24 protein-coding genes are annotated in these 23,158 nt (G+C 38.2%); 8 read left to right on the top strand and 16 right to left on the bottom strand.

The genetic code is table 11. The annotated features are described in order from the left end of the window. Positions 1–51: 51 nt before the first annotated feature. The 11 genes from fni to ald all read right to left on the bottom strand — a co-directional run bounded on the left by fni (position 52) and on the right by ald (position 9,633). Positions 52–1,065: a type 2 isopentenyl-diphosphate Delta-isomerase gene (gene fni, locus C8269_RS10010; RefSeq protein ID WP_106461610.1), complete on the bottom strand. Its 1,014-nt coding sequence runs from the start codon at positions 1,063–1,065 to the stop codon at positions 52–54. Positions 1,066–1,067: 2 nt separating this feature from the next. After that, complete coding sequence (locus C8269_RS10005; protein WP_106461608.1) at positions 1,068–2,393, bottom strand: LCP family protein; 1,326 nt, start codon at positions 2,391–2,393, stop codon at positions 1,068–1,070. Positions 2,394–2,503: 110 nt separating this feature from the next. Further along, entirely contained in the window at positions 2,504–2,845 is a 342-nt protein-coding gene (locus tag C8269_RS10000) for a zinc ribbon domain-containing protein YjdM (RefSeq protein WP_106461606.1), read from the bottom strand. Positions 2,846–2,851: 6 nt separating this feature from the next. Then, positions 2,852–3,457, bottom strand: a complete 606-nt coding sequence (locus C8269_RS09995; protein ID WP_106461605.1) for an isochorismatase family protein — start codon at positions 3,455–3,457, stop codon at positions 2,852–2,854. Further along, entirely contained in the window at positions 3,442–4,368 is a 927-nt protein-coding gene (locus C8269_RS09990; RefSeq protein ID WP_106461604.1) for a TIGR01212 family radical SAM protein, read from the bottom strand. Before C8269_RS09990 ends, C8269_RS09995 begins: the two co-directional genes overlap by 16 nt. Next, positions 4,355–5,017: a metal-dependent transcriptional regulator gene (locus tag C8269_RS09985; protein ID WP_106461602.1), complete on the bottom strand. Its 663-nt coding sequence runs from the start codon at positions 5,015–5,017 to the stop codon at positions 4,355–4,357. The genes C8269_RS09990 and C8269_RS09985 overlap by 14 nt, the downstream gene beginning before the upstream one ends. Further along, positions 4,950–5,858 (bottom strand): metal ABC transporter permease, encoded by a 909-nt coding sequence (locus C8269_RS09980; protein ID WP_106461600.1) that lies wholly within the window; start codon positions 5,856–5,858, stop codon positions 4,950–4,952. The genes C8269_RS09985 and C8269_RS09980 overlap by 68 nt, the downstream gene beginning before the upstream one ends. After that, entirely contained in the window at positions 5,858–6,700 is an 843-nt protein-coding gene (locus C8269_RS09975) for a metal ABC transporter permease (RefSeq protein WP_106461598.1), read from the bottom strand. Before C8269_RS09975 ends, C8269_RS09980 begins: the two co-directional genes overlap by 1 nt. 1 nt (position 6,701) lies before the next feature. Further along, positions 6,702–7,409: a metal ABC transporter ATP-binding protein gene (locus C8269_RS09970; RefSeq protein ID WP_106461596.1), complete on the bottom strand. Its 708-nt coding sequence runs from the start codon at positions 7,407–7,409 to the stop codon at positions 6,702–6,704. Next, complete coding sequence (locus C8269_RS09965; protein ID WP_106461595.1) at positions 7,406–8,380, bottom strand: metal ABC transporter solute-binding protein, Zn/Mn family; 975 nt, start codon at positions 8,378–8,380, stop codon at positions 7,406–7,408. Before C8269_RS09965 ends, C8269_RS09970 begins: the two co-directional genes overlap by 4 nt. A gap of 143 nt (positions 8,381–8,523) precedes the next feature. Continuing rightward, positions 8,524–9,633: an alanine dehydrogenase gene (ald, locus tag C8269_RS09960; RefSeq protein ID WP_106461593.1), complete on the bottom strand. Its 1,110-nt coding sequence runs from the start codon at positions 9,631–9,633 to the stop codon at positions 8,524–8,526. A gap of 250 nt (positions 9,634–9,883) precedes the next feature. On the opposite strand from ald, the gene C8269_RS09955 reads away from it, so the two are divergent. Together C8269_RS09955 and C8269_RS09950 are read left to right on the top strand one after the other, a co-directional pair. Then, on the top strand, positions 9,884–11,266 hold the full coding sequence (locus tag C8269_RS09955; protein WP_106461591.1) for an alanine/glycine:cation symporter family protein: 1,383 nt from the start codon (positions 9,884–9,886) through the stop codon (positions 11,264–11,266). 17 nt (positions 11,267–11,283) lie between these two features. Then, on the top strand, positions 11,284–12,111 hold the full coding sequence (locus tag C8269_RS09950; protein WP_106461589.1) for a Cof-type HAD-IIB family hydrolase: 828 nt from the start codon (positions 11,284–11,286) through the stop codon (positions 12,109–12,111). 43 nt (positions 12,112–12,154) lie between these two features. Here C8269_RS09950 and C8269_RS09945 read toward each other — a convergent pair whose 3' ends face one another. Beyond that, complete coding sequence (locus C8269_RS09945; protein ID WP_106461588.1) at positions 12,155–12,646, bottom strand: hypothetical protein; 492 nt, start codon at positions 12,644–12,646, stop codon at positions 12,155–12,157. A 106-nt stretch (positions 12,647–12,752) separates the two neighbouring features. On the opposite strand from C8269_RS09945, the gene C8269_RS09940 reads away from it, so the two are divergent. The 6 genes from C8269_RS09940 to brnQ all read left to right on the top strand — a co-directional run bounded on the left by C8269_RS09940 (position 12,753) and on the right by brnQ (position 18,781). Continuing rightward, entirely contained in the window at positions 12,753–13,322 is a 570-nt protein-coding gene (locus C8269_RS09940; protein WP_106461586.1) for a DUF3783 domain-containing protein, read from the top strand. A gap of 126 nt (positions 13,323–13,448) precedes the next feature. Next, positions 13,449–13,934, top strand: coding sequence for a PTS sugar transporter subunit IIA (locus C8269_RS09935; RefSeq protein WP_234025879.1), 486 nt, complete (start codon positions 13,449–13,451; stop codon positions 13,932–13,934). Position 13,935: 1 nt separating this feature from the next. After that, a complete protein-coding gene (locus C8269_RS09930; RefSeq protein ID WP_106461584.1) occupies positions 13,936–14,742 on the top strand; it encodes a Cof-type HAD-IIB family hydrolase in 807 nt (268 codons plus the stop codon). 18 nt (positions 14,743–14,760) lie between these two features. Further along, positions 14,761–15,564, top strand: a complete 804-nt coding sequence (locus C8269_RS09925) for a Cof-type HAD-IIB family hydrolase (protein WP_106461583.1) — start codon at positions 14,761–14,763, stop codon at positions 15,562–15,564. Positions 15,565–15,574: 10 nt separating this feature from the next. Then, positions 15,575–16,795, top strand: coding sequence for a diphosphate--fructose-6-phosphate 1-phosphotransferase (locus tag C8269_RS09920; protein WP_106461581.1), 1,221 nt, complete (start codon positions 15,575–15,577; stop codon positions 16,793–16,795). A 678-nt stretch (positions 16,796–17,473) separates the two neighbouring features. Continuing rightward, positions 17,474–18,781 (top strand): branched-chain amino acid transport system II carrier protein, encoded by a 1,308-nt coding sequence (gene brnQ / locus C8269_RS09915; RefSeq protein ID WP_106461579.1) that lies wholly within the window; start codon positions 17,474–17,476, stop codon positions 18,779–18,781. Between the two features lie 34 nt (positions 18,782–18,815). On the opposite strand, the gene C8269_RS09910 is transcribed toward brnQ, so the two are convergent. From C8269_RS09910 to C8269_RS09895, 4 genes are all read right to left on the bottom strand, one after another. Next, positions 18,816–20,876: a glutamine synthetase III gene (locus C8269_RS09910; RefSeq protein WP_267895202.1), complete on the bottom strand. Its 2,061-nt coding sequence runs from the start codon at positions 20,874–20,876 to the stop codon at positions 18,816–18,818. Positions 20,877–21,028: 152 nt separating this feature from the next. Further along, positions 21,029–21,958, bottom strand: coding sequence for a DUF4234 domain-containing protein (locus C8269_RS09905; protein WP_106461577.1), 930 nt, complete (start codon positions 21,956–21,958; stop codon positions 21,029–21,031). After that, positions 21,958–22,596 (bottom strand): zinc ribbon domain-containing protein, encoded by a 639-nt coding sequence (locus C8269_RS09900; RefSeq protein ID WP_106461575.1) that lies wholly within the window; start codon positions 22,594–22,596, stop codon positions 21,958–21,960. The genes C8269_RS09905 and C8269_RS09900 overlap by 1 nt, the downstream gene beginning before the upstream one ends. A 12-nt stretch (positions 22,597–22,608) precedes the next feature. Next, the gene (locus C8269_RS09895; protein ID WP_106461574.1) at positions 22,609–23,010 is read right to left on the bottom strand and encodes a DUF2752 domain-containing protein; all 402 of its coding nucleotides are present in this window, start codon (positions 23,008–23,010) and stop codon (positions 22,609–22,611) included. Positions 23,011–23,158 lie beyond the last annotated feature (148 nt).

The raw sequence follows: 23,158 nt of genomic DNA, 5'->3' as shown, positions 1-23,158 counted from the left end.
AGACAAATAAAAACTAGATGACAAGGAGAATTTTCCTGCCATCTAGTTTTTTTAATCTAATAATTCTTTAAGTCTGCCTGTGACCTTATAATCGATCTTTTTAAGTTCTTTTATAGATTTAACTCCCAAAAGGGCCATGACTTTTACAAGTCTTTCCCTAAGCTCTAGAAGATAATCATAGCAAGCATCGTAGCCTCCGAGGGTCAAGTATCTCAATGCTTCACCGCTTATAGCCGTCATATCAGCTCCTATTATTAGGGCCTTGGCCATATCTAGGGCATCTTTTATACCGCCTGAGCCTATGATAAATAGATCTTCTGATAGGCTTCTGGCATCGATTATTGCCTTGGCTGTTGGCACTCCCCAAGAGTAAAACTCCTTATAATCTTCCTCAAAATCTCTCATATCTTCGATTTCGATGAAATTTGTGCCGCCAGAGCCGGCTATATCTACATATTTAATTCCCATCTCTAAGAGGGTCTTGACAGATGCTTTTGAAAGGCCATTGCCTGTTTCCTTTACAATTATTGGGATATCTAGATTTTCATTTAAATTTCTAATATTGTCCTTCCAGCCCCTAAAGTCCCTATCACCTTCAGGCATGAAGAGCTCTTGGGCTAGGTTTAGGTGGACTTGCATGGCGTGGGCATCAATCATGCCTGCTGCGTTTTTGAAATCATCTAGGCTTCTTTCAGCTCCTAGATTTCCTATCCTTACAAGGTCCTTATCCTTTATGAGGCTAAAAGATTCTACCGAATCTTCTTCCTCAAGACCAATGGCTTGGCTGCCTAGGGCCATTGGTATGTTTAAGCTGGCACAGATTGATGATAGGTCTTCGTTTATATCAGAGCTTACCTCTCCACCCCCTGTCATGGCATTTATCATGACAGGCATGGATATCTTTTTGCCTAGGAAGGTCACGCTTGTGTCTATCTCGTCTAGACTTAGCTCTGCTAGGGAATTATGCTCTATATAAATATCATCTAAAAGTGTTCCCCTAATAGGTTCTGTCTTTAGATAATTTTCTATATGTTCATCTTTTCTTTGTCTTCTTTTACTTGTCATCTCTACTCACCTTCTGATTGACCTTCTCCATCTATGCTTGGCATAGGTTCATATTCTATTATATTTGATTCATTGCCTGAAGGAGCTTCCTTGGCCGGACTTTGATTTGGTTCTGGTTTGGCAGGGGTTGGTCTTTCTTCTTCTACAGGCTCTGTGCTTTGATTGTGGCTAGGTGTCTGTTCATATTCTTCTTCATGAGAATTCTGATAATTGTAGTTATTATTTGAATTATTATTGGTGTTATTTTGCCTATAGGTGTTGTTGTTATAGTTATAATTATTATTATAAGAAGGAGCTTGATTATAGACTGGAGCCTCATTGCTTGGTTGTGGTTTGGCTAGGTTTGGTATGAAGGTTTTAGTATCTGGAGTACTTTCCTCGCTGCTTTCCTCTTCATCGTTTGTTACAAAACCTGAGTCTTCTTCCTTCCATTTTGATAGTTTAAAGTCAGCAAAGACCTTATCTCTTATGGCCCAAGTTTCTTCTACATCTGGTATATAGTAGCTTGTGGCATTTATAGTCTCTTCATGGCCTGGAACTGTAAATGTTTCTACCTTATCTGATGAGAAGGTCTCTATATTTGATAAGAGGTCAGCTATTACTGACATTGGTAGGTTGGTTTTAACATATTTGATGTAGGTTGAGGCTATTGTCATCAAATTCATTTGTTTAGATTTTTTGACTGCTTGGTCTACCATGGCCTTTACAAAGTCTTGTTGGGCACCTACCCTTCCTATATCTCCTGTTAGATAGATGTGTCTGGTTCTTAAGTACCACATGGTCTGTGTTCCATCGAAGTGGTTCATACCAGGTCTGACATGAATGCCCCACTTATCTATTTCAACGCCTTCTGGCACTTGGTAATCTACTCCACCTATAGCATCTACTATATCTACTAGGGCCTTATAATTTATTTGAACATAATAATCTATGTCAAGACCTAAGAAGTTCCTTAGAGTCTGGATGGTTAGCTCTATACCGCCAAAGGCATGGGCGTGATTTACCTTATCAAAGCTTGTTCTAATCTTAACCCTAGAATCTCTTGGCACTGATAAAAGCTTAATTGTTCCATCCTTGGTGTTGGCCTTAAGGAGCATTATGGTATCTGTTCTGGTAAAATCTTCGTTATTTTCCTCACCTGCTGCCTGGTCTACACCGACCATCAAAATTAAATATTCATTGTCACTTTTCTTTACGGCATTATCTTCAAAGCCACTGCCCGCATAGGTTGGATCTGTCCTTTGGTTTAAGAAATCAAGGGCAAATTTGCTGCCTATAAAAGAAAGGGCAAAGACAAAGAGGATTGCCAAAAATCTTTTTATTTTCATAATTTTCCTTTACTTGTAATCTTAGGTCATTATACCCTAAGTTCTAGGCCTGATACAGAAATTATAAAAAAGATTCCCCAAGTTAATTTTAGATCAACTTGGGGAATCTTTTATTTTACAATTTTTATTACAGATGATTTAAGATAAAGACTTCCAAAGCCTTCTACCTTGCCATCTAGGTCGTGGCCATTTACTTCTTCATCTAAAATCCTTACATTTGTGACCTTGCTTCCTTGTTTTACAACTTCAGAGCCCATCTTAAGGTCTTTGATAATTGTGGCCTTAGCACCATTTTCTATAATATTTCCTACAGCATCTCTTAGTTTTTTCTCTTCTTCTACGACTGGCTCTTCATCTGACCACTCGTGAAAACATATCGGGCAAACATACATATGGCCATCTTGGTAGGTGAAATCTTCACCACAGGCTGGACATTTTGGTAAATTTGTCATTTTTTCCTACTTTCTTAATTCTTTTACTAAATTTGAAATTAATTTGAAATTAGAATCCTTGCTGTCAATGGCTAGGTCAAATAAGATTAGCTCAGTATTTACAAGGACTGCTCCCATGTCTCTTAGGGAAACCTTAGCACCATCTTTAAGCTCATTTGTAAATGATCCAATGGCATCATCTACATAAAAAACATTTAGACCTAGATCTAGAAGGCTTCTTATAGTTTGGTAGATGCAGATGTGGCCTTCAGCTCCTGTTACTACAACATTTTTAATATCATTGTCCTTAATGAAGTCCAAAACTTCTGGAATTAGGGCATTAAAGCTTGTCTTTGGGAATATTTTCTCATCGCAAAGCTCAGCAAGTATTCTCTCATCTGACCTGCCAAGGCCCTTTGGATATTGTTCTGTGGCTATGATAGGAAGGTCATAGGCCTTAAAGGCCTTTATTAGGCCGACTGTATTTTTTGTCACCCTCTCGCCTTCTTCTACACTTGTCATTAGCTTTGGTTGGATGTCTACCACCAAAAGTAGGGTTTTACTCCTATCTGTGTAAAGGCCGTCACTAGCTAGGCTATTTGTATAAAATTTGCTGTCTAATTTTCTTTCCATAAATCCCCCTGTCTTAGGTCTTTTTCCTTTAGCATCTTGTCAATTTTTGTTAGAATCTTGCCCTTGTTCTTAGCCCGGGAAGGATAGGCTATAGCATCCCTCAGCCCATCTCCTGTTAGCCTATTAATTACTATATCCTTATCCAAATGAGTGAGAATTTCTACTATAGTATCTACATAAAAATCCTCTGTCATGTCATAAGAAAGGTCATTGTCCCTATAGAATTTTTCAAGCCTTGTATCCTTTTCTATATAGAGGTTGTGGATTTTGATTCCCCAGGGCCTAATCTCATTTATATAGTTGATGGCTTTTTTGTAATCATCAAGATTTTCATAAGGAAGTCCTATTATCAAATGGACCAAGGTCTTAATTCCCCTGGTATGTAATTTACGAATTCCAGAGTCAAAATCACCATGATCATAGCCCCTATTTATAAGCTTAAGGGTCCTATCATTTACACTTTGCATGCCTAGCTCTACTATGAGAAAGGTCTTCTTGGATAACTCTTCCAAAAGGTCAAGAACCTCGTCATTTAAACAATCCGCCCTGGTTGCAATGGCAAGACCTATAATATTTTCTTCTTCAAGTACACCATAGTAGATTTTTCTTAATTTGTCAATGGGCCCGTAGGTGTTTGTAAAATTTTGAAAATAAGCAAGATAAGCCTCATCCCTGCCTGGCTTTGACAAGCGAGCTTTCTGGTAGACTATTTGATCATGTAGGGATTTTTTTCCATAGGTCCGCTCTCCTGACCCAGATTCTGAGCAAAATATACAGCCAGCATTTGATAGACTCCCATCCCTATTTGGACAAGTAAAGCCCCCGTCAAGTGGGAGCTTTATAATCTTTTTATTAAATTTAAGCTTCATATAGGAATCAAAATCCCTGAAGCGTTTTTTATTTATCTCCATCATCTTCCTCTAGCAAATATATATCTACGCAGGCCTTTGGCGAAATCCTCTTTTCTATGCCATCTTTTTCGATGATTGCAGTCATATCAAAGGGGTCAAATTTTACAATTTTTACCCTATCACCTATATCGATCCCCATGGACTCTGCATAATTTAAAAGACTACGCTCATCCCTTATCCTTCTTATGGTGTAGGTCGCTCCTGACTTAGACTCGCTCATCCTCACTAGGTCACGACCCGTGCCTTCGTTATTTATATAGATAACCGATCCGTGGGGGCAATATTTAGGGTGGCCTAAAAAGTCATTTAGCTTATCTAAAAGGTCATCGGGTGTGGCTGATTGGAGCTTATTTGCTATTTCGTGGACGTCTTTCCATGAATAATCCAAGGTCTCCTGGAGAAAATATTCCCAAAGTCTGTGCTTAGATATTAGAAGCCTTGCTAGGCTTACTCCCTTATCTGTCAAAAAATTTGTCTTATCATCCTTTATAAGGCCCTCAGCCTTGAGTTTCTTAAGCATCTCTGTGACTGATGGTGGGCTTATGTCAAGAGCTTGGGAAATATCCTTGTTGGTGATTTTATCATTTTCCTGCATCAATTTGTATATTATTGTTAGATAGTCCTCTCTTTGAGGATTGATTTTTTCCATAATTTCTACTCCTATCTAAAATATACTTCTTTATGATGATTAAAGCTAAATAGCTTGCCATATTGATTGTTGCAATCATACCTGTTATGGATACATTAAAATTAATGGCAAGATAAAAACCTATGCTTGGATTTATAATTGAAGCAAGAGTCGCTAACAAGAAAGCTTCCCTAAGACTTCTTGCAAATAAAAGAGCAATTGCAGCCGGCCCTATGAAAAATGAAATTACAATTATTGCCCCGACATTGTTAAAGGATGTAACTGCCACAAAGGATGTAATTGTCATCAGACTATAAAAGATAAGACCTGTTGAAATTCCAACAAGGGATGCAAATTCTTCATCAAAACTTCCTATCTTTAATTTCCTATAAAATATGCCGATGAAAGCTATAACGCATACTAGGCTTAAGGCCGCTTCAAGGATTGATTTTGACATCTCTATACCAAAAATTTCCGTCCTTATCATTGATGAGAAAATCACCTCGCCCATCATGACAATATCTGTATCTAGGTGGACATTTCTAAAAAATTTACTAATCAGGATGACCGCTATTGAAAATAGAAGGGGATAGACTATGGCTGTGGCATCATCTAGCTTGGCAAGTTTGAGCTTGCCAATAGATTCTATCAAAAACACAGTCACTAGGCCCATAAGGCTTGCCCCTAATATTAGAAGTGGGCTATCCAAATCCCTAACTAGGAAAAAGGCCAAAACTATGCCGAGTAGGACTGAGTGGCTTATGGCATCTGTCATCATAGATAGCTTTCTTAAAACCAAAAATATTCCAAGCAGAGAACATGATATGGATGTGAGTATTAAAACTATGAGTGCATCTGTCATTACTTCCTCCTTAGAATTTTTATGATTTGGGCAAGGATGGCAAAGCTTGCCTGGATAATTATTATGGTAGGCCCTGTCGAAAACCCGCTATAGATTGTTGAAATATAAGAACCTATAAAGGCTGAAAGGGCTGAAATTACAATAGATATGGCCAAAACCCTGCCAAAGGAGTGTGAAAGCTTACTAGCTGCGAGTGTCGGTAGAACCATAAAGGATGCAATGAGAATAACCCCAACTGCCTTTATGCCCACACCTATGGTTAGGATTGTGATAAATAATACCAAGCTATCCAGGATTTTTGTATTTATATTTACCATATAAGCAAATTCCGGATCAAAGAGATAGGCCTTGATATGCCTGTAATTTAAGGCAAAAATTATCAGGGCAATAAGAAGAACTCCTCCTATTAGCCAGATGTCATCTTCCAAAAGATAGGCAGCTTGGCCGAAGATGTAATTATCTAGGCCTGCTTGCCTGGATGATGCAAAGGCTGGATTGCCCTGAATATAAGACTTTAAAACAAGTCCTAGGCCAAAAAATCCCGACAAGTATATGGCCATATTTGCATCTGGGCCAATCTTTGTATTCTTGCTTGAATATTCTATCAAAAAATAGGAAAGAGCCGCAGATAGGCAGGCCCCAATCAATAGGACCCAACTAGACTTCATACCTGTTAGGATAAAGGCTAAAACTAGGCCTGCATAGGTCGAATGGCCCATGGCATCGCCGATTAGGGATTGGTCCTTGTAGACATTGATAATTCCCACAAGGCTTGCAAGACTTGCAAGGAGAATTGTCCCTATGGCTATGATTTTAAATGAGTATGAAAATAATACATCCATATTAGCCCCTAAATCCCTTATCTATCTGACTATCAATGCCATCCACATTAAGAGGACCTGAATATTGGACTCCTCCATTTAAAACTAGAAGGTGGTCAAAATACCTATTTAGACTATAGATATTGTGGTGAACTGATATAATTGTCTTGCCCTTGGCCTGGAGGTTTTTAAATTCCTTGGCTATTATCTCTTCTGTCTTGATATCAACTCCTGTGAGGGGCTCATCAAGGATGTAGAGGTCCACATCTTGGGCAAGGGCCCTTGCTAGAAAGACCCTCTGCTTTTGACCACCCGAAAGTTTTGATATTTGTCTGTCCTTTAAGTCAGCTATGCCCATTTCTTCCATGGCATGGTCGATTTTCTCCTTATCTATAGCTCTTAATTTCTTAAAGGAACCCAAATAAGGAAATCTTCCCATCTTTACAACATCATAGACCCTTATAGGGAAGTTCCAATTGACCGAATCTTTTTGGGGAACATAGGCTAGGTCAAGCTTGGCATCCTTAAGGTCTTTGCCTAAAATCTTGACCTCGCCCGAGTCTTTTTTAATTAGGCCAAGAACAGCCTTAAGTAGGGTGGACTTGCCTGCTCCATTTGCTCCTACTATGGCTGTTCTTGAATTTAGGGGGATAGTGAGGTCTATCTTAGAAAGTACCTGGTTTTTTTCGTAAGAGACGGAAAGGTTCTTTACTTCAATTGCAGGTCTCATTTAAGCTTACCTACTATTAAGTCTACATTGTGTTTGTACATTTTTATAAAGGTGTCAGCTTCCCCGCCTTCTTTGGATAGGGAGTCTGAATATAGCTCTTGACCCTCGCCTGATACTACCTCTGTTTCAAAACCTTTAGATTTTACAACATCTCTTAATTTTTCCATTCTTTCTGGATTTGTTGTTGATTCTGCAAAGATTGCCTTAATCTTGTGGTCTGCTATAAAGCTTGCTGTGTCTTCAAGGTCCTTATTTGATACTTCAGAATCTGTTGAAACTCCTTGTGGGGCTAATACTTCAATCTTATATCTTCTTGAGAAATAATTGAAGGCATCATGTGGGGTGATTAAATATTTTGACTCTTCTGGGATTTTTGCAAGCTCTTTTTTGTTATATTCATCAAGATCATCGAGCTCTTTTATATACCTGTCGTGGTTTTTGTCAATTTCTTTAATCACTTCCTCATCATCTTTATAAAGCTCTTTTAACTTGTTAGCTGTATTAGTGAAGGCTTCCTTGTATAGGTCTATATCAAACCAGAAGTGTGGGTCTACTATAGTCTCCCCATCTTGGTCCATTTGACCAATCTTATCCTTAGGGAAGGTTTCGGTTACTGCATAGCCACTTGCTTCTAGGGCATCTACCATCTTGCCTTCAAAGTGAAGTCCATGGTATAAAACTAGGTCGGCATCCTTTATCTTGTTATAATCTTCAGGCTTTGCAACATAAAGGTGTGGGTCTTCGCCAGCTGGGATAATCATTGAAAGATTAGCCCTATCACCTATTAATTCCTTCACCATATCAGCTATAAAAGTAGTTGTAGCTGTGATGTTTTTCTTTGAAGGATCTGAACTCTCTTCGCTCTTTACTTCTTCTTTTGTCTCTGCACTTTTGTCAGTATTATTTGTTTTAGCTCCGCAGCCTGCAAATACAAGTAAGGCTAAGAGGCTAAATAATATTTTCCTTGTCATAATAACTCCTTTTAAAATTTTTCTTAAGTTTATTATAACATCTTTATTTATTTTGTCAAAATATATTTTTAGGTATACCTAAAAATATATTCAAGCAAATAAAAAACCAGGAAAATCTAAGTTTCCCTGGCTTTTTATTTTTATTAAAGATTTAATTCAGCTAGGTCGTGACCTGTATCTTCTGCTATTGATTCAAGGACTACCTTGCCGTCATAGAGGTTGATTCCACTCTTAAGTTCTGGGAATTTCTCAACAGCTGCCGCAAGTCCTTCCTTGCCTATTGCCTTAGCATAGAGGGTTGTGGCATTTGATAGGGCGTAGGTTGATGTCATAGCTACTGCACCTGGTATATTTGCTACAGCATAGAAGATTACGCCGTATTTATTAAATACTGGATCAGTGTGGCTTGTTGCGTGATCTTTTGTGATATCTGTAGAACCACCTTGGTCTATAGCCACATCCACTACTACAGAACCTTCCTTCATTTTCTTGACTGTATCTACCTTTACAAGTTGAGGAGCACGTCTACCTGGGATTAGGACTGTAGAAATAACTAGGTCCGCCCCACTTACTGCCTCGTCTATATTTAGTGGGTTTGAATAAAGGGTTTCAATCTTATCTGGGAAGAGGTTGTGAAGTTTGGTTAGGGCATCGATATTTACATCTAGAACTGTTACCCTAGCTCCCATACCTACTGCTATCCTTGTTGCTGCTGTACCAACTGTACCAGCTCCTACAATTACAACATGGGCAGGTCTTACTCCCGGCACACCTTGAAGGAGGATTCCCTTGCCGCCTTCTGGTTTAGTTAGGTATCTTGCCCCTTCTTGGACAGCCATCCTACCAGCAATCTCACTCATTGGTTGAAGAAGTGGTAGCTTTCTATCCTTCTCTACAGTTTCAAAACCAATTGCAGTTACCTTTTTCTTTAGTAATTCTTCTGTAAGCTCAGCATTACCAGCTAGGTGGAGATAGGCATAAAGGATTAGTCCTTCTCTAAGGTATTTGTATTCTTCCTTAAGAGGCTCCTTGACCTTGTAGATCATCTCAGCCTTCTCCCATACATCAGCAGCCTTATCAATTATTTTTGCACCTGCTTCTTCATAATCCTCATCGCTAATTCCAGAGCCAACGCCCGCTCCCTTTTCTATTAAAACTTCATTTCCATTTTTAACTAAATCAGCCACAGCACCTGGTACTACAGCCACTCTAGATTCTTGGTCTTTAATCTCTTTAGGTATTCCTATAATCATTTTATATCCTTTCTTAATCTGTTAAACTCGTCTTTACTTCTACATTATACCGGTTTTAGGCCTAAGAATAAATTCTTCTTATAATTTTTTTATAAAATATGCTAATTTCCTTGTTAATTTATAAGTTTATCGAAATAAATTTAGCGATGTTTTAGGGCTTTGCGAGTAGATTGACAAGAAAATATTTATTTTTGTAAATCATAAAAATGCGGATAAAATAATAAAATACTATTTATGAAAGGAGATACATATGAAAGAATTTTTCGTCGCTATTGATAAGATACTTTGGGGTGCTCCCCTCATTGTCGGAATCATTGGCACTGGCCTTATCTTAACTCTTGTTTTATCTGGCCTTCAATTTAGAAAACTTGGCTTTGCCCTTAGGAATACCCTACTTAAAGTTTTTGATAAATCACACAAAGAACACGATGGGGATATTTCACCTTTTGAGGCCCTTTCTACTGCCCTTGCTGCTACTGTTGGCACTGGCAATATCGTAGGTGTCTCCCTTGCCATTATCTTAGGTGGACCTGGGGCTATCTTTTGGATGTGGGTGGCCGCTATTTTTGGTATGGCTACCAAATTTTCCGAAGTAAGCCTTGCCCTTGCCTTTAGGGAAAATAAAAACGGACGCTTTGTGGGTGGACCTATGTATTATATAAAAAATGGTCTAGGAAAGAATGGCCTTGCCAAAACTTTCGCCCTTTTTGCTGGTATTGCTGTTTTTGGTATAGGTAATTCTACCCAATCAAACGCTATAGCTGGTGTCCTTAAGAGCAATTACAATATCAACCCTCTTATCACAGGTCTTGTTTTAGCTACTCTTGTTGGCTTTGTAATAGTAGGTGGGATTTCATCCATAAGCAAGGTTACATCAAAGCTTGTCCCTCTTATGAGCCTGCTTTATATACTAGGTTCTATTTATCTTTTATTTTTAAATAGGGCATATATAATACCAGCTTTCAAGGCAATTTTCCTAGGAGCCTTTTCTCCTGCTAGCCTTGGAGGTTCATTCGTGGGTCTTACAGTTAAACAAGTTATTTCAGCCGGTGTTGCTAGGGGTGTTTTCACCAACGAAGCAGGTCTTGGTTCTTCACCTATAGCCCATGCAAGTGCCTCTACAGACCACCCTTGCCGCCAAGGTCTTTGGGGGATGAGCGAAGTATTTGTCGATACAATTATTATCTGTACCATTACAGCCCTTGTTATAATAACTAGCCAAATATCATGGACATCTAGCTCTGATGCCTCAAGCCTTGTGGCAAATGCCTTTGCCAAGTCCACAAATTACGGGTCTTATGTAGTAAGTATTGGCCTAACTCTTTTTGCCCTATCCACAATCATGGGTTGGGCTTATTATGGAGAAACCGCCCTCACCTATCTTTTTGGAGATAAGATTGTAATCCCTTATAGGATTTTATATATAATATTTGTATTTGTAGGTGCAAATGTCGACCTAGGCCTTGTTTGGGTTGTTTCAAATATCCTAAACGGCCTAATGGCTCTTCCAAACCTCTATGCCCTAATCATGCTAAGCCCTGTAGTTAAAAGGCTTGCGGATGACTTTTTTAAAGACCCAACAAGGATTCGTAAATCACCTGATGAGTACAAAGACCTCTTAAATAGAAAATAATATAGTATAATAGTAGTATGATCAAATTAATTACTATTGATGTGGATGGTACACTTGTTACCCCACTTAAGAGACTCAGCAAAAAAAACATAGAAGCAATCGATAGGGCAAGGGATATGGGAGTCCATATAGCCCTAGCCAGCGGCAGGCCATATCATTCAATGGAAAAATATATAAGAAGGCTAGGCCTAAATAGAAAGGGGCATTTTACAGTCTGCCAGAATGGTTCATATATCTTTGATAATGCGACCGGCAAAGCAATTGGCGGAAATTTCCAAACTATTGATGATCTTAAAAAACTTGATGACCTAATGACTCCTTATGATGTAGAAGTATCCGCTATGGATGATATAGGTTTTTATTCAAGGCATAAAGAACCAAATTTTTATACTCAAATGGATGCAGCAATCAACCAGCTAAAATTAACTAAGATTGACTACGACAAAGTAGCCAAAGACAAGGACTTCGGTAGATTTCTGATTTTAGGCTCAAGAGCAAGTATAAATAAGGTACTTAAAAACAAACTAAAAATCCTTAATGAAGATTATTATGCAGTCCAAACCGCACCCTTCCTCATAGAGGTCATGAACAAAAAGGCCAACAAGGGCCACGCTGTAAAGCTTATGGCGGAGATGTTAGATATCACTCCTGATGAAATCATGTCCATAGGCAATGAGAAAAACGACATACCAATGCTAGAGCAAACTGGCTTTCCAGTTGCCATGGCAAATTCAGTCGATGAATTAAAAAAACACGCCAAATTCATCACCAAGTCTAACCTACAAAATGGTGTAGCCTATGCTATAAATAAGCTAATTGACAATAATTTAGAAATTTTTGAATAAAAAATGACTAAGCGAAAGTTTAACTTTTGCCTAGTCATTTTTTTCATTTTAAATAACCCATAGATCCTTTAAGGTCATTTTTAAGTTCATGTCTAATTTCTTCAAGCCTTTTTATAAGAGTTTCCAGATTTCTAAGGCTTACAACTACATCAAATTGCCTAAATCTCATCGAAGCCCTAAGGCCAATATCGGTAAATTTATTAGTCACCTTGCCCGATTCGCTCATCTTTGATGGGAGCCTTAAAAATCCCGCAAGATTTGTGTCATTATCAATATCATAAACCATGAGGTCAGCCTCAAGTTTAAGCATAGACTTTTGGACCCTGTCGATATTTTTGTTCATCTTATCAATCTTTGATCCCCTTATAAAATTACCGAGGAAATTGCCCCTAAGCCAGGAGCTTGCAGAAAAATCATATTTATTGTCAATAGACTGTAGGCTTTTAATCACAATAGCCCTAGTCTGACGCACCTTTCTTAAAATTTTATCAGTCTTAACTAGTTTTTTTTCTAAATTAATTACTCTTTCAGTCATATAGCCTCCTAGGTTCTTAAATAATTTATACCCATTTTTTGAAATTTGAACAAAATTTTATGATTAGTATAATTTATATGTATTTAGTAAAAGAAATGAGGAAAAAATGGCAGATATTTTATACTATAAATCCCACTTAAATAGTGATTTTGATAAATTTAAGCAAATTTGTGACTCTCACGATGTAAACATAATAGAAGTAGACGAAAAGGAAGTAGACCACCTAGTTGGCTACCTTTTAGGCCTTGAGGACTTTGATGAAAGCAAAAAGGAAGTAATAGATGAAGAAGCAAATATCGACTTTGACTTCATCCTATTTTCTAATTTTGACAATCAAAAGATGTTTGATGTAATCGATGCCCTTAGAAATAATCAGGTCAATGTACAACACAAGGCAGGAGTTACAGAAAATAATATCAAGTGGTCCCTAAGAGAGCTTTTAATAGAAAATGACAGAGAAGCAAGGACCATGGGCCTTATCCATAAGATAAATGGCCAATTAGAAAAGGCCTCAGACCTTAAGGAAAAATATGGTGAAGATGCCAAAACCAAGGCCCTAATCGATGAAATTAAGGCCTTTTTCAAGGATTCATCTATCTTTAGCATAGAGATGGCCAAGACCTACTACCTAAAATTATTAGATGAAAATATAAGGGTAGAAAACGAAAATAAATAATCATAAGAAAAACTAGTGAATTTTTATTTGCTAGTTTTTTAACTTATACATATAAAGCTAACAAAGACTTCATTTGTGGTATAGTGATTAAGAGACAGTTTTGCATACATAAAAAGAGGTGAGCCAATGTCAATAATAGATGACATAAAAAATATATTTACCAAAGAAGACAAGATATTTTATGCCCCAATCAAGGGGGAAATTACAGAAATAAAAAATTGCCGCGACCTAATTTTTTCTGAACAAATCGTAGGACCTGGTGCTCTTATCATAGCCGATGAGGGCAAGGTCTTTGCCCCATGCGATGGCAAGATTACGATGGTTGCCCACGGCAAACACGCTATTGGAGTTGAAAGTAAAAGAGGCATCCAAGTCCTAGTCCATGTTGGCATAGGGACAGTTGAGCTTGAAGGCAAGGGCTTTAATGCATTCGTAAAATCTGGCCAAGAGGTCAAAAAAGGCGACCTCCTTCTAGAATTTGATCTTGATGCGATTAAAGAAGCTGGCTATAGCCTAGAATCCCCAGTAGTTATCACTAATCCAACCATCAAAAAAGTTAAATTATCAGAAGCAAAAAATGTAGAAGTAGGAGACGAGCTCTTTAGCCTATAAGATGACTAAAAAATTAATTGCAGTAGACCTGGACGGGACCCTACTAACAAGCACAAATACCATAAGTAAGAAAAGTAAAGAAACCATAGAAAAAGTCCTAGATTTCGGCCATAAGGTCGTAATCATCACTGGTAGGGACTTTTACGGATCGATCAAGGTCGCAAGAGAGCTTTTTAATAGGCATGAAGGCGGCCTTGTAGCAAGCTCCAATGGCGCCCTAGTCTTTGACCTTGCCAAAGATAAGCCAGTCATAAACCACACCATCCCAAGAGAAATCGTAAAAGAAATGATTGCTTATGGCAAAAGCCTTGGCCTTGATTATTTAATTTATCACGATAATAAAATCCTTGCAGAAAAAGATGATGCCTACGACCTAGACTTTCTCTCAAAGAAAAACAAGCTAGAAGTAGAAATCATAAAAGATTTAGCAAATAAACTTGATTTTGACCTAAACAAACTTTTATTTTCGGCAAAACCTAGTCTTATTGAAAAGGTAAAGTCAGATTTTGAAGAAAAATTTAAGGGTAAGGTAAACCCGATCCATTCCATGCCCCAATTTCTAGACTGCATGCCAGCTGGTATTCACAAGGGCAGGAGCCTTTTGGAAATAGCTGACTTTTATGGAATTGACCACAAGGATACCCTAGCCTTTGGCGATGAAATCAACGATGAAACCATGATAGAGATGGCAGGCACTGGAATTGCCATGGCAAATGCCAGTGATTATATCAAAAATCTTGCCGATGATATCTGCCCGACAAACGATGATGACGGCATAGCCCTATATTTAGAAAAGAATATTTTGTAAGGAAAAGAAAGGAAGAAAATGACGAAACTAATTGTAGTAGACGTAGACGGAACACTTGTAAATAGCAAGAGTCAAATTACAGAAAGGACAAAAAACGCCCTAATAAGGGCAAGCAAAGAAGGACATGAGGTCATGATAGCCTCAGGAAGGCCTACTTCTGGAATCTATGCCCTAGCTAGCGCCCTCAAATTTGACGAATTTGGTGGTCTTATCTCATCCTTTAATGGTGGCATGCTCTATGATTATAAAGAAAAGAAGATACTAGCCAACCATCCAATGGACTTAAGTCTTGCCAAAGAAATCCTAAAATTTTCCAAAAATCTTGACCTAGAGCTAATGGTGCCAAAGGGAGATTACATAATAACAGATGATGCTAGCAAGCATTATAGCAATTGGGAAGCCCAAAACCTAGGTGTCCCTCTTAAGGAAGATAAGACCATCAGAGATAGCATTGACTTTGAGCCAAATAAGTTCCTCTTCGCAGCAGACCCAGAAAAAATTGACGAGCCTCGCCAAAAATTAATAGAAAAATTTGCTGACAGGACTGTCCAAGTCCAATCATTGAGGTTCTACCACGAAGTCATGCCCCTTGGCCTATCAAAGGGCAATTCTGTCCTAGAAGCAGCCAAGATCCTAGGCATAGGTACAGATGATATCCTAATCTTTGGCGATGAAATGAACGATATAACAATGTTTGAAATCGGCGGAACAAGGGTTGCCATGGGCAATGCAGTTGACCATATCAAGGAAATCGCCGATCACATCACCCTATCAAATGATGAAGACGGGATAGCAGCCTACCTAGAAGAATATTTATTTTAAGGAGAAGATAATGAATGTAATAATAGCCCAATCCGGTGGACCTACATCAGTAATAAACTCATCTCTTGCAGGTGCTATTGAAGGTGGCATAGACAATGACTTTAACCATATCTACCTATCAAATAACGGCATCGAAGGCATCCTCAAAGAACATATAGAAGAAGTCGACCAAGAAATCTTTGCCAAGGACAATTGCGGCAAAAAACTTATGGCCAGGCCATCATCAATACTTGGTTCCTGCAGGTATAAATTATCAGATGATCTAGACCACCCAGACTATGCCAAAATTTTTGAAGTCCTAAGGAAAAACGCCATCGACCTCTTTATCTATATTGGCGGCAACGACTCTATGGACACAGTCACAAAACTAAATAAATACATGGTAGAGAAGAAAATCGAAGACATCCATGTCATAGGATGCCCTAAGACAATTGATAACGACCTAATGGGTATGGATCACTCCCCAGGCTACGGATCAGCTGCCAAATACATAGCATCCACAATCAGGACAATCAGGACAGATGTCGATATCTATGACCTAGAAAGCGTGACCTTTGTGGAAATCATGGGCCGCCACGCAGGCTGGCTTGCAGCAAGCTCTCTTGTGGCCAACCACAAGGCCAAAAAAGATCAGGTCAACCTCCTCTATATACCAGAAGATGAGAAATATCTAGATGATATCTTTGATGAAATAAAAGAGGCCCTAAAGGCTGAAAACAACCTCATAGTAGCCCTAGCTGAAGGCTTTAGGGACCTAGAAGATAAGCTAAACGAAGAAGTCTTTTCAAATAGTAAGGACGGTTTCAACCACCCTGTAGTGGCAGGAGTTGGCGAAAGACTAGCAACTATGGTTAGAGAAAGGCTAGGAGTCAAATCCAGGGCAATAGAGCTAAACACAGTCCAAAGGACCAACACCCTAATAAGTAAGACAGATGCAGAAGAAGCCTACAAACTAGGCTATAGGGCAACAGAGCTAGGAATCGACCACACCAACCTAGTCCCAGTCCTAAGAAGAGCAAATAATGATAATTATGAAGTCACCTACACAGAGGTCAAACCATCAGAAATAGCCAACAGAGAGATGATGATTCCTGTAGATTGGCTAGGTGATAAGAAAACCCTAGAAGAAAAAATGATAAACTATTGCCTCCCACTAATCCAGAGAGAAATAGCCCAGACCTACCAAGACGGCATGCCAGTCTTTATTGAGAAAGAAGATTTTATAAAATAAAAACAAATTCCTATGGCTTTCAGCTGTAGGAGTTTTTACTATAAAATCATTAAAATTATCTAGAGTAAAGACGCCTTGCAAACTTCATCTCGAGCGAAGCGAGAAAATCCCGTCGGCTCCAGGAAACAAGCCTAAAGACACTCCACCCTTGCTTCGACCAACGTGGAGAAGCCTAACAGGGTATTTCGTAGTCAACAAAAACCCAAGAACAACAATCCGTTAATATTCAAAGGGATAAAAAAATTAGCAAAAACCTGCTCAAAGTAATTCAAACACCCAAGCAGAACTAATAGATCTCTCGACAAGCTCGAGATAAGGAAACAAGCCCGTCGGCTCATGGAGACACGCCCCTCCGGCGCGTATCTATGCCTAACCCCATTTGTGAAGCAAATGGTTGGTAGGCTTGATGCCGTAGCTGAGGAGCCCCACGCGAAGCCCTATCCCAATCTTCTGTAAGAAGATTGAGGAAGGACTGGTGCAGAGGCAGAGTGGTCGAGCTTTAGCTCGAAACAAAGAACTTTTATATTAACTATTTTATTAAATTCTATACTCATTAAATAAAAACTCTATTACAATTTTCAATTCTCTCATCCTCCACTAATTAAAAAATAAACATTTTTTTGAATTTTTAAAAGCTAAGGTATAATGATAGTCTGAATTACATACAAGGAGACAATTTTGAACAAGAGAAATAAAGACATACTTATTAGCGGACTTGCCCTTTTCGCTATATTTTTTGGTGCGGGCAATTTAATTTTTCCACCCTATTTGGGTGTCATAACTGGAGATGGATGGGCTTCTACCATGCTAGGATTTTTGCTAGCAGACCCTGTTATTCCGATTTTTGCAGTAATCATGACAGCCTTTGCTGGAGGGCGTGCTGTAGATATCGGCAAGCGAGTGGGCCCCAACTTTTCTAACATTTTAACTATAGCATCTATCATCTGCATAGGTCCTGCCTTTGCCATCCCTAGGACAGCAGCCACTACCTATGAGGTAGGCTTTAAGTCCTTTTTCCCAAACCTACCTATCTGGACTGTAACTTTAGGATTCTTTGCTATCACCTTTATCCTTTCCTTTAGGGAAACAAGTGTAGTAAATATCATAGGCAAATATATAACACCCTTCCTCCTATTTTTCCTATTTGTATTAATAGTTAAGGCTATTATTAGTCCAATAGGAATGCCAGTTTCTAGCGATGTTAAGGATGGATTTTTCGTAAAAGGATTCTACGAAGGTTACCAAACAATCGATGCCTTTGCCTCTCCCCTTTTTAGTGGTATTGTCGTAACAGACATGATCAGAAAGGGCTATGGCAAGACTAATCAAAAGGAAAAAATGTCTTTTATCATAGCTGTAGGCTGTGTGGCATCAGTCTTTCTAGCCCTAGTCTACGGAGGACTTACCTATCTAGGGGCTAATGCCAGTGGGATATTTTCCCAGGCAGACTCCCGTGTAGAAATCCTAATAAACCTAGTCTACATGGTCCTAGGAAATTTCGGCAAATTTGCTATAAGCATTTCAGTAAGCTTAGCCTGCCTTACAACAGCCATTGGCCTTACCTCATCAGCTGGTAATTTTATCGAAAACTTAACAAATGGCAAGATAAAATATCTTTACACAGCAATCTTTGTAACCCTAGCAAGCTTTCTCATCTCATCTTTGGGTGTGGATGCTATAATAAATCTTGCCGCTCCGGTCCTAAATATAGGCTATCCAATCATAATTTGCCTGGCCTTTTATATGATTTTTGATAAAAAAGTCCCTTACAACATGGCCTACATCCTCATGGTTACAGCAGTAATTATAACAGCTGTCATAGAAACTTTTGGCAAAAAATTTGGCCTTATAGGACTTGTAGACCTTATACAAAACCTACCCCTAGCAAAATTTGGCTTCACCTGGTTCATCCCTTCCCTAATATGCTTCATCCTTGGCATAATTTTAGGAAGGCTTGGCCTAGGCAAGAAAGTGACCTATAAGTAAATACTTAAAAAGACGAGCATATTGCTCGCCTTTTTTATAAGGATTTTAGCATGTCCACATAATTTGGCATGGAGTAATTTTCTCTTGATATTAATTTTTCTAGGCAGTCTGAGATTTCTCTTATCTTCTCTGCTAGGCTCCTGGTCTGATTTTGCAAATAAAAAGCCTTGTCTTCTCTATCTTTTATAGATTCAGATTTTTTTAAGATATTTATGATTTTCTCGCTATAATCAAGAAGCTCTCCTACTTCTTCATTAATCTTATTAGCCCTTGCCTTAAGCTTATCATTGTCCACAAAGGCCAGGTAATCCCTGATTTCCTTGATTTCCCTCATGGCTGATGGGAGGATTTCTTGCTGGATCATATTATTTAAAATCTCTAGCTGGGAAGAGAAGAAATTGATCACCTCTTCAAATTCAACATTAATTATAGATTCAATTTCCTTGCTTGTAAAGATTCCCGCTCTTTCAAATATATCGTAGGCCCCATCTTCCTTTGCAGCCTTTAGGGCTTCTAGAAAACTTGGATAATTATCAAGACCACGGTCACTAGCTTCTTTTTTCCATTCTTCTGAATAGCCATCACCCTGGAATAAAATCCTCTTATTGGCTTCATAGATTTCCCTGATTATGGCATAAGCCTCTTCTTTTCGCCATTTTTCATCGGCCTTTTCTAGCCTATCAGCGATTTTCTTTAAAGATTCTGCCATGGCAATATTTAAGACTGTATTTAAGTCTGCTGCAGATTTGGATGAGCCAAGCATCCTAAATTCAAACTTATTGCCGGTAAAGGCTATTGGCGATGTCCTATTTCTGTCTGATGAATCAGTTTTTAGCTCGCCCAGGTGAGGTATTTTAACCTTGTTAGATGGAACTTGTCCTTCAAAGTCTCCCCTGGCTATGGCCTTTAGGATTTCTTCTAAATCAAGTCCCACAAAGACAGAAAGAATGGCTGGTGGGGCCTCATCGCCTCCTAGCCTATAGTCGTTGGTGACAGATGATGAAGCTATCCTGATTAGCTTTTGGCACTCGTTACAAACCTCTATCATGGCTGCCAAAAACAAGAGAAAGGTCATGTTATTTTTTGGGTCCTTGCCTGGTGAAAATAAGTTTTTACCATAATTTGTGGCAAGGGAATAATTGTTGTGCTTGCCTGATCCTGCCATATTCTTAAAAGGCTTTTCCTTAAGAAGGCAAACCAAGTCGTGCTTGAGGGCAGTTCTTTCCAAAATGTACATCAAAAGCTGGTTATTATCCACAGAAATATTTGCATTTTCAAACATTATCGCTATCTCAAATTGGTTTGGACCCACCTCATTGTGCTCTGCTTCCATGTAGATTCCTAGGTCATAAAGCTGTTTATTGACATCTTCATAAAAATCATTGACCCTCTGAGGAATAGCACCCAAATAATGGGAAACCAGCTCTTTTTCAACCATCGGCTCTGAGCCAATTAAGGTCATGCCCGAATATTCGAGGTCAATTCTCTTGTCAAAATATTTCTTATCGATAAGATAAAATTCCTGTTCAAGACCAAGTTTCGCCTTGACCCTATAGGTTTTTTCATCTTTCAAAAAAAGATTGCAAATCCTAGAGGATTCACTGCTTACCATGTTCATTGACTCTATTAGAGGTAGCTTCTTATCTAATTTCTCCCCATAAAATGAAACGAAGACTGATGGTATGTAGAGGACCTTGTCTAAGATAAAGGAATTGGCTGTCAAATCCCAATATGTATAGCCCCTGGCTTCAAAAGTTGAACGCATTCCACCGGATGGAAAGGATGAAGCATCAGGCTCTCCCTTGATTAGTTCCTTACCCGAAAACCTATAAATAGGATTATGCTTATCATCCCTGCTCAAAAAGGCGGTTTTCTTTGTTGCAGTCTTGCCATTTAGGGGCTGAAACCAATGTGTGTAGGATGTAGCACCCTTAGAAATAGCCCAGGCCTTCATGGCATGAGCGATAGAATCAGCTGTCTCTCTGTCTAGGTTTGCATTTCCTCTTGCTGCCTCTTTCCATTTTAGGTAAACTGGATAAGGCACATTTTCCTTCATAGTCTTCTTATCAAAGGCCATATTTCCAAACTTTTCCAAAATATTACTCCCTAATTTTCTTTAGCAAATTTACTTTTTCATTATACCTGCGTAAAGAAAAATTATAAATGGACCTAAATAATTATTCTTAGTAAGATTTCACAAAAAAAATCATAGCTTATGACCTCATCACAAGCTATGATTTTTTAATTTTAGTAAATTGGGTTTTTTTGGTTGTAGCCTCTACATACCTTATTTACGTTTTTGATTGTAATATTTCTTGCTACAAAATATCCAAGTCCACATATCCATGAACCAAGAAGTAGCCATAATATCACGCTTGCTCCATTTTCTTGGATATGGTAGCCATATCTATGACCATTTGCTGCAGTTCTATTTGCTAGGGCATAATCCCAATAAATACCATAAATACCACAAGTTAGGATTGTTAAAATTAGATATTTTAATACACCACTAGTGTGTTCTCCATCTCCTGCGCAAGCAATATTTACATCTCTTGATACTGTGTGGACAAAATATAGACTATATAATCCGCAAGTAATTAAATTTAATAGTAAGAATAATATCAATGATCTTCTTTCTGGTAGCATTCCGTGAAAATCTCCTGAATCTCCTGTATATTTAAAGGCATCTGAATCTTGGTAAGCTCCATTTGCTCCGCTTTTTGCCTTTGCGGCTCCATCAGCATCCTTAGCAAATTTTGAGCTTATCTTTCCTATTTCAGTCATAAATAGACCAAAGGCAGCCATTATTTCTGATTTTAAAAACTCTGTGTCGCTTAATTTGTTAAAATATCCATCTTCATAGATTACATCACCAGCAGACATAGCTACTAGGTATATTAAAACTGGTGCCCCAATAGCTAAGAGTATTAGAATCACACTTACAATTGGCCTAAAGAAGAAATCATAATAGGTTACCTTTCTTATTATTAGGTCAATTATCCTTACTATAATCATAAATGCTCCACTTATAACAGTAAGGTTAAAAAGGTCTTGGTTATCAGTTTTGTTCCACTGTCTAGCAACTGTATATAAACCATATCCAAAAAATACTACAGAAACTAAAGAAAGAAGGTTGGCCAATAGGTTAAATGCCATTGAAAATAAAAATCCTAACATTAGAAAATACCTCCTATAGTAAATATAACTAACCTAAGTAGGTCAATTGCAAAAAGAATTGCACAAACAGAAGCTGCTCCAAGGCCTGTTAGGGCAATGATTTTCACAAGGCCACTTGGCTTTATCTCGATGCTTGCTTCATTAGATGCGTCTTTTTCCATATCTTTCATGCTTTTAAAGATAGGCTCATTGTCTACCCTATTTTCATCATTGGAAAATCCATCTATTGCATCACTGCTAGCTTTTTCTTCAAATAAATTATTAGCTGGCTTAACTTCAACATCTTCCTTGATATCCTCAACTGTTTGATCGAGAGTTTCTTCAGCCTTTTGGGCAGTTTCTTTTACTTCTTGAGCAGTATCTTCAATATTTTCCTTGGCTGTATCAAGGGATTCTTCTACAGATTCCTTGACTTTTTCAGCCTTTTCTCCTAGATCTTTGCCTACTTCTTCTAATCTTTCAGCAGCCTCTTGCTTTTTCTCGTCAAATTTTTCTGAAAATTCTTCTTTTTTCTCATCAAGATTTAATTCGACTTTTTCGCTTGCTGGTTGAATTTTTTCTTGGTCAACTGGGCTACCGCATTGGGCACAGAAATTAGCGCCTGGCTTTAGCTCAGCCCCACAATTTTTACAAAACATCTCAACTCCTTTTTATTTTTTAATAAGATTCTCATAGGCCTTATAAATTATCGAATCCCTAGGCCTACATACTACTATATCATCGCTAGGATCAGCCATCCTTATAAAATAAACAGCAAATACTAAGATAAGTCCCAAAATGATGGAAATTTTCTTAAATCTATCTGATAGTTTTCCCCTAAATATATAAGCCACTAAGACAATAGCTGGTAGGGGATAAAGTGGATGGTAAGCAAAGGCCAAAGACGGCTTAAGCCTAAGTAGGGAAAAGTAAGCCCTCGTCATACCACAGCTTGGACAGGAAATCCCTGTCAGCGCCTTGATTGGACAGGTAAAACCAAGTGCAAAAAGCAATGCATAAAAAATTATAATTGCTAATATAAAAAATATAAAATCCTTGGTTTTATCCTTCATCGCTGTCCTTTCATACTTTAACAAATGATATATTATTATTATATCATATTAATAAGTGAAATTCTATTATTTACTAGTTTTCTTTGATTTTTCTTTGGAATTTAACAAAAAAATACCAAGTCTATCTTGTCAGATTTGACTTGGTATT

The sequence above is a fragment of the Anaerococcus sp. Marseille-P3915 genome, assembly GCF_900258475.1.
Taxonomy (GTDB): domain Bacteria; phylum Bacillota; class Clostridia; order Tissierellales; family Peptoniphilaceae; genus Anaerococcus; species Anaerococcus kampingae.
This window is presented reverse-complemented; position numbering and strand designations above follow the sequence as displayed.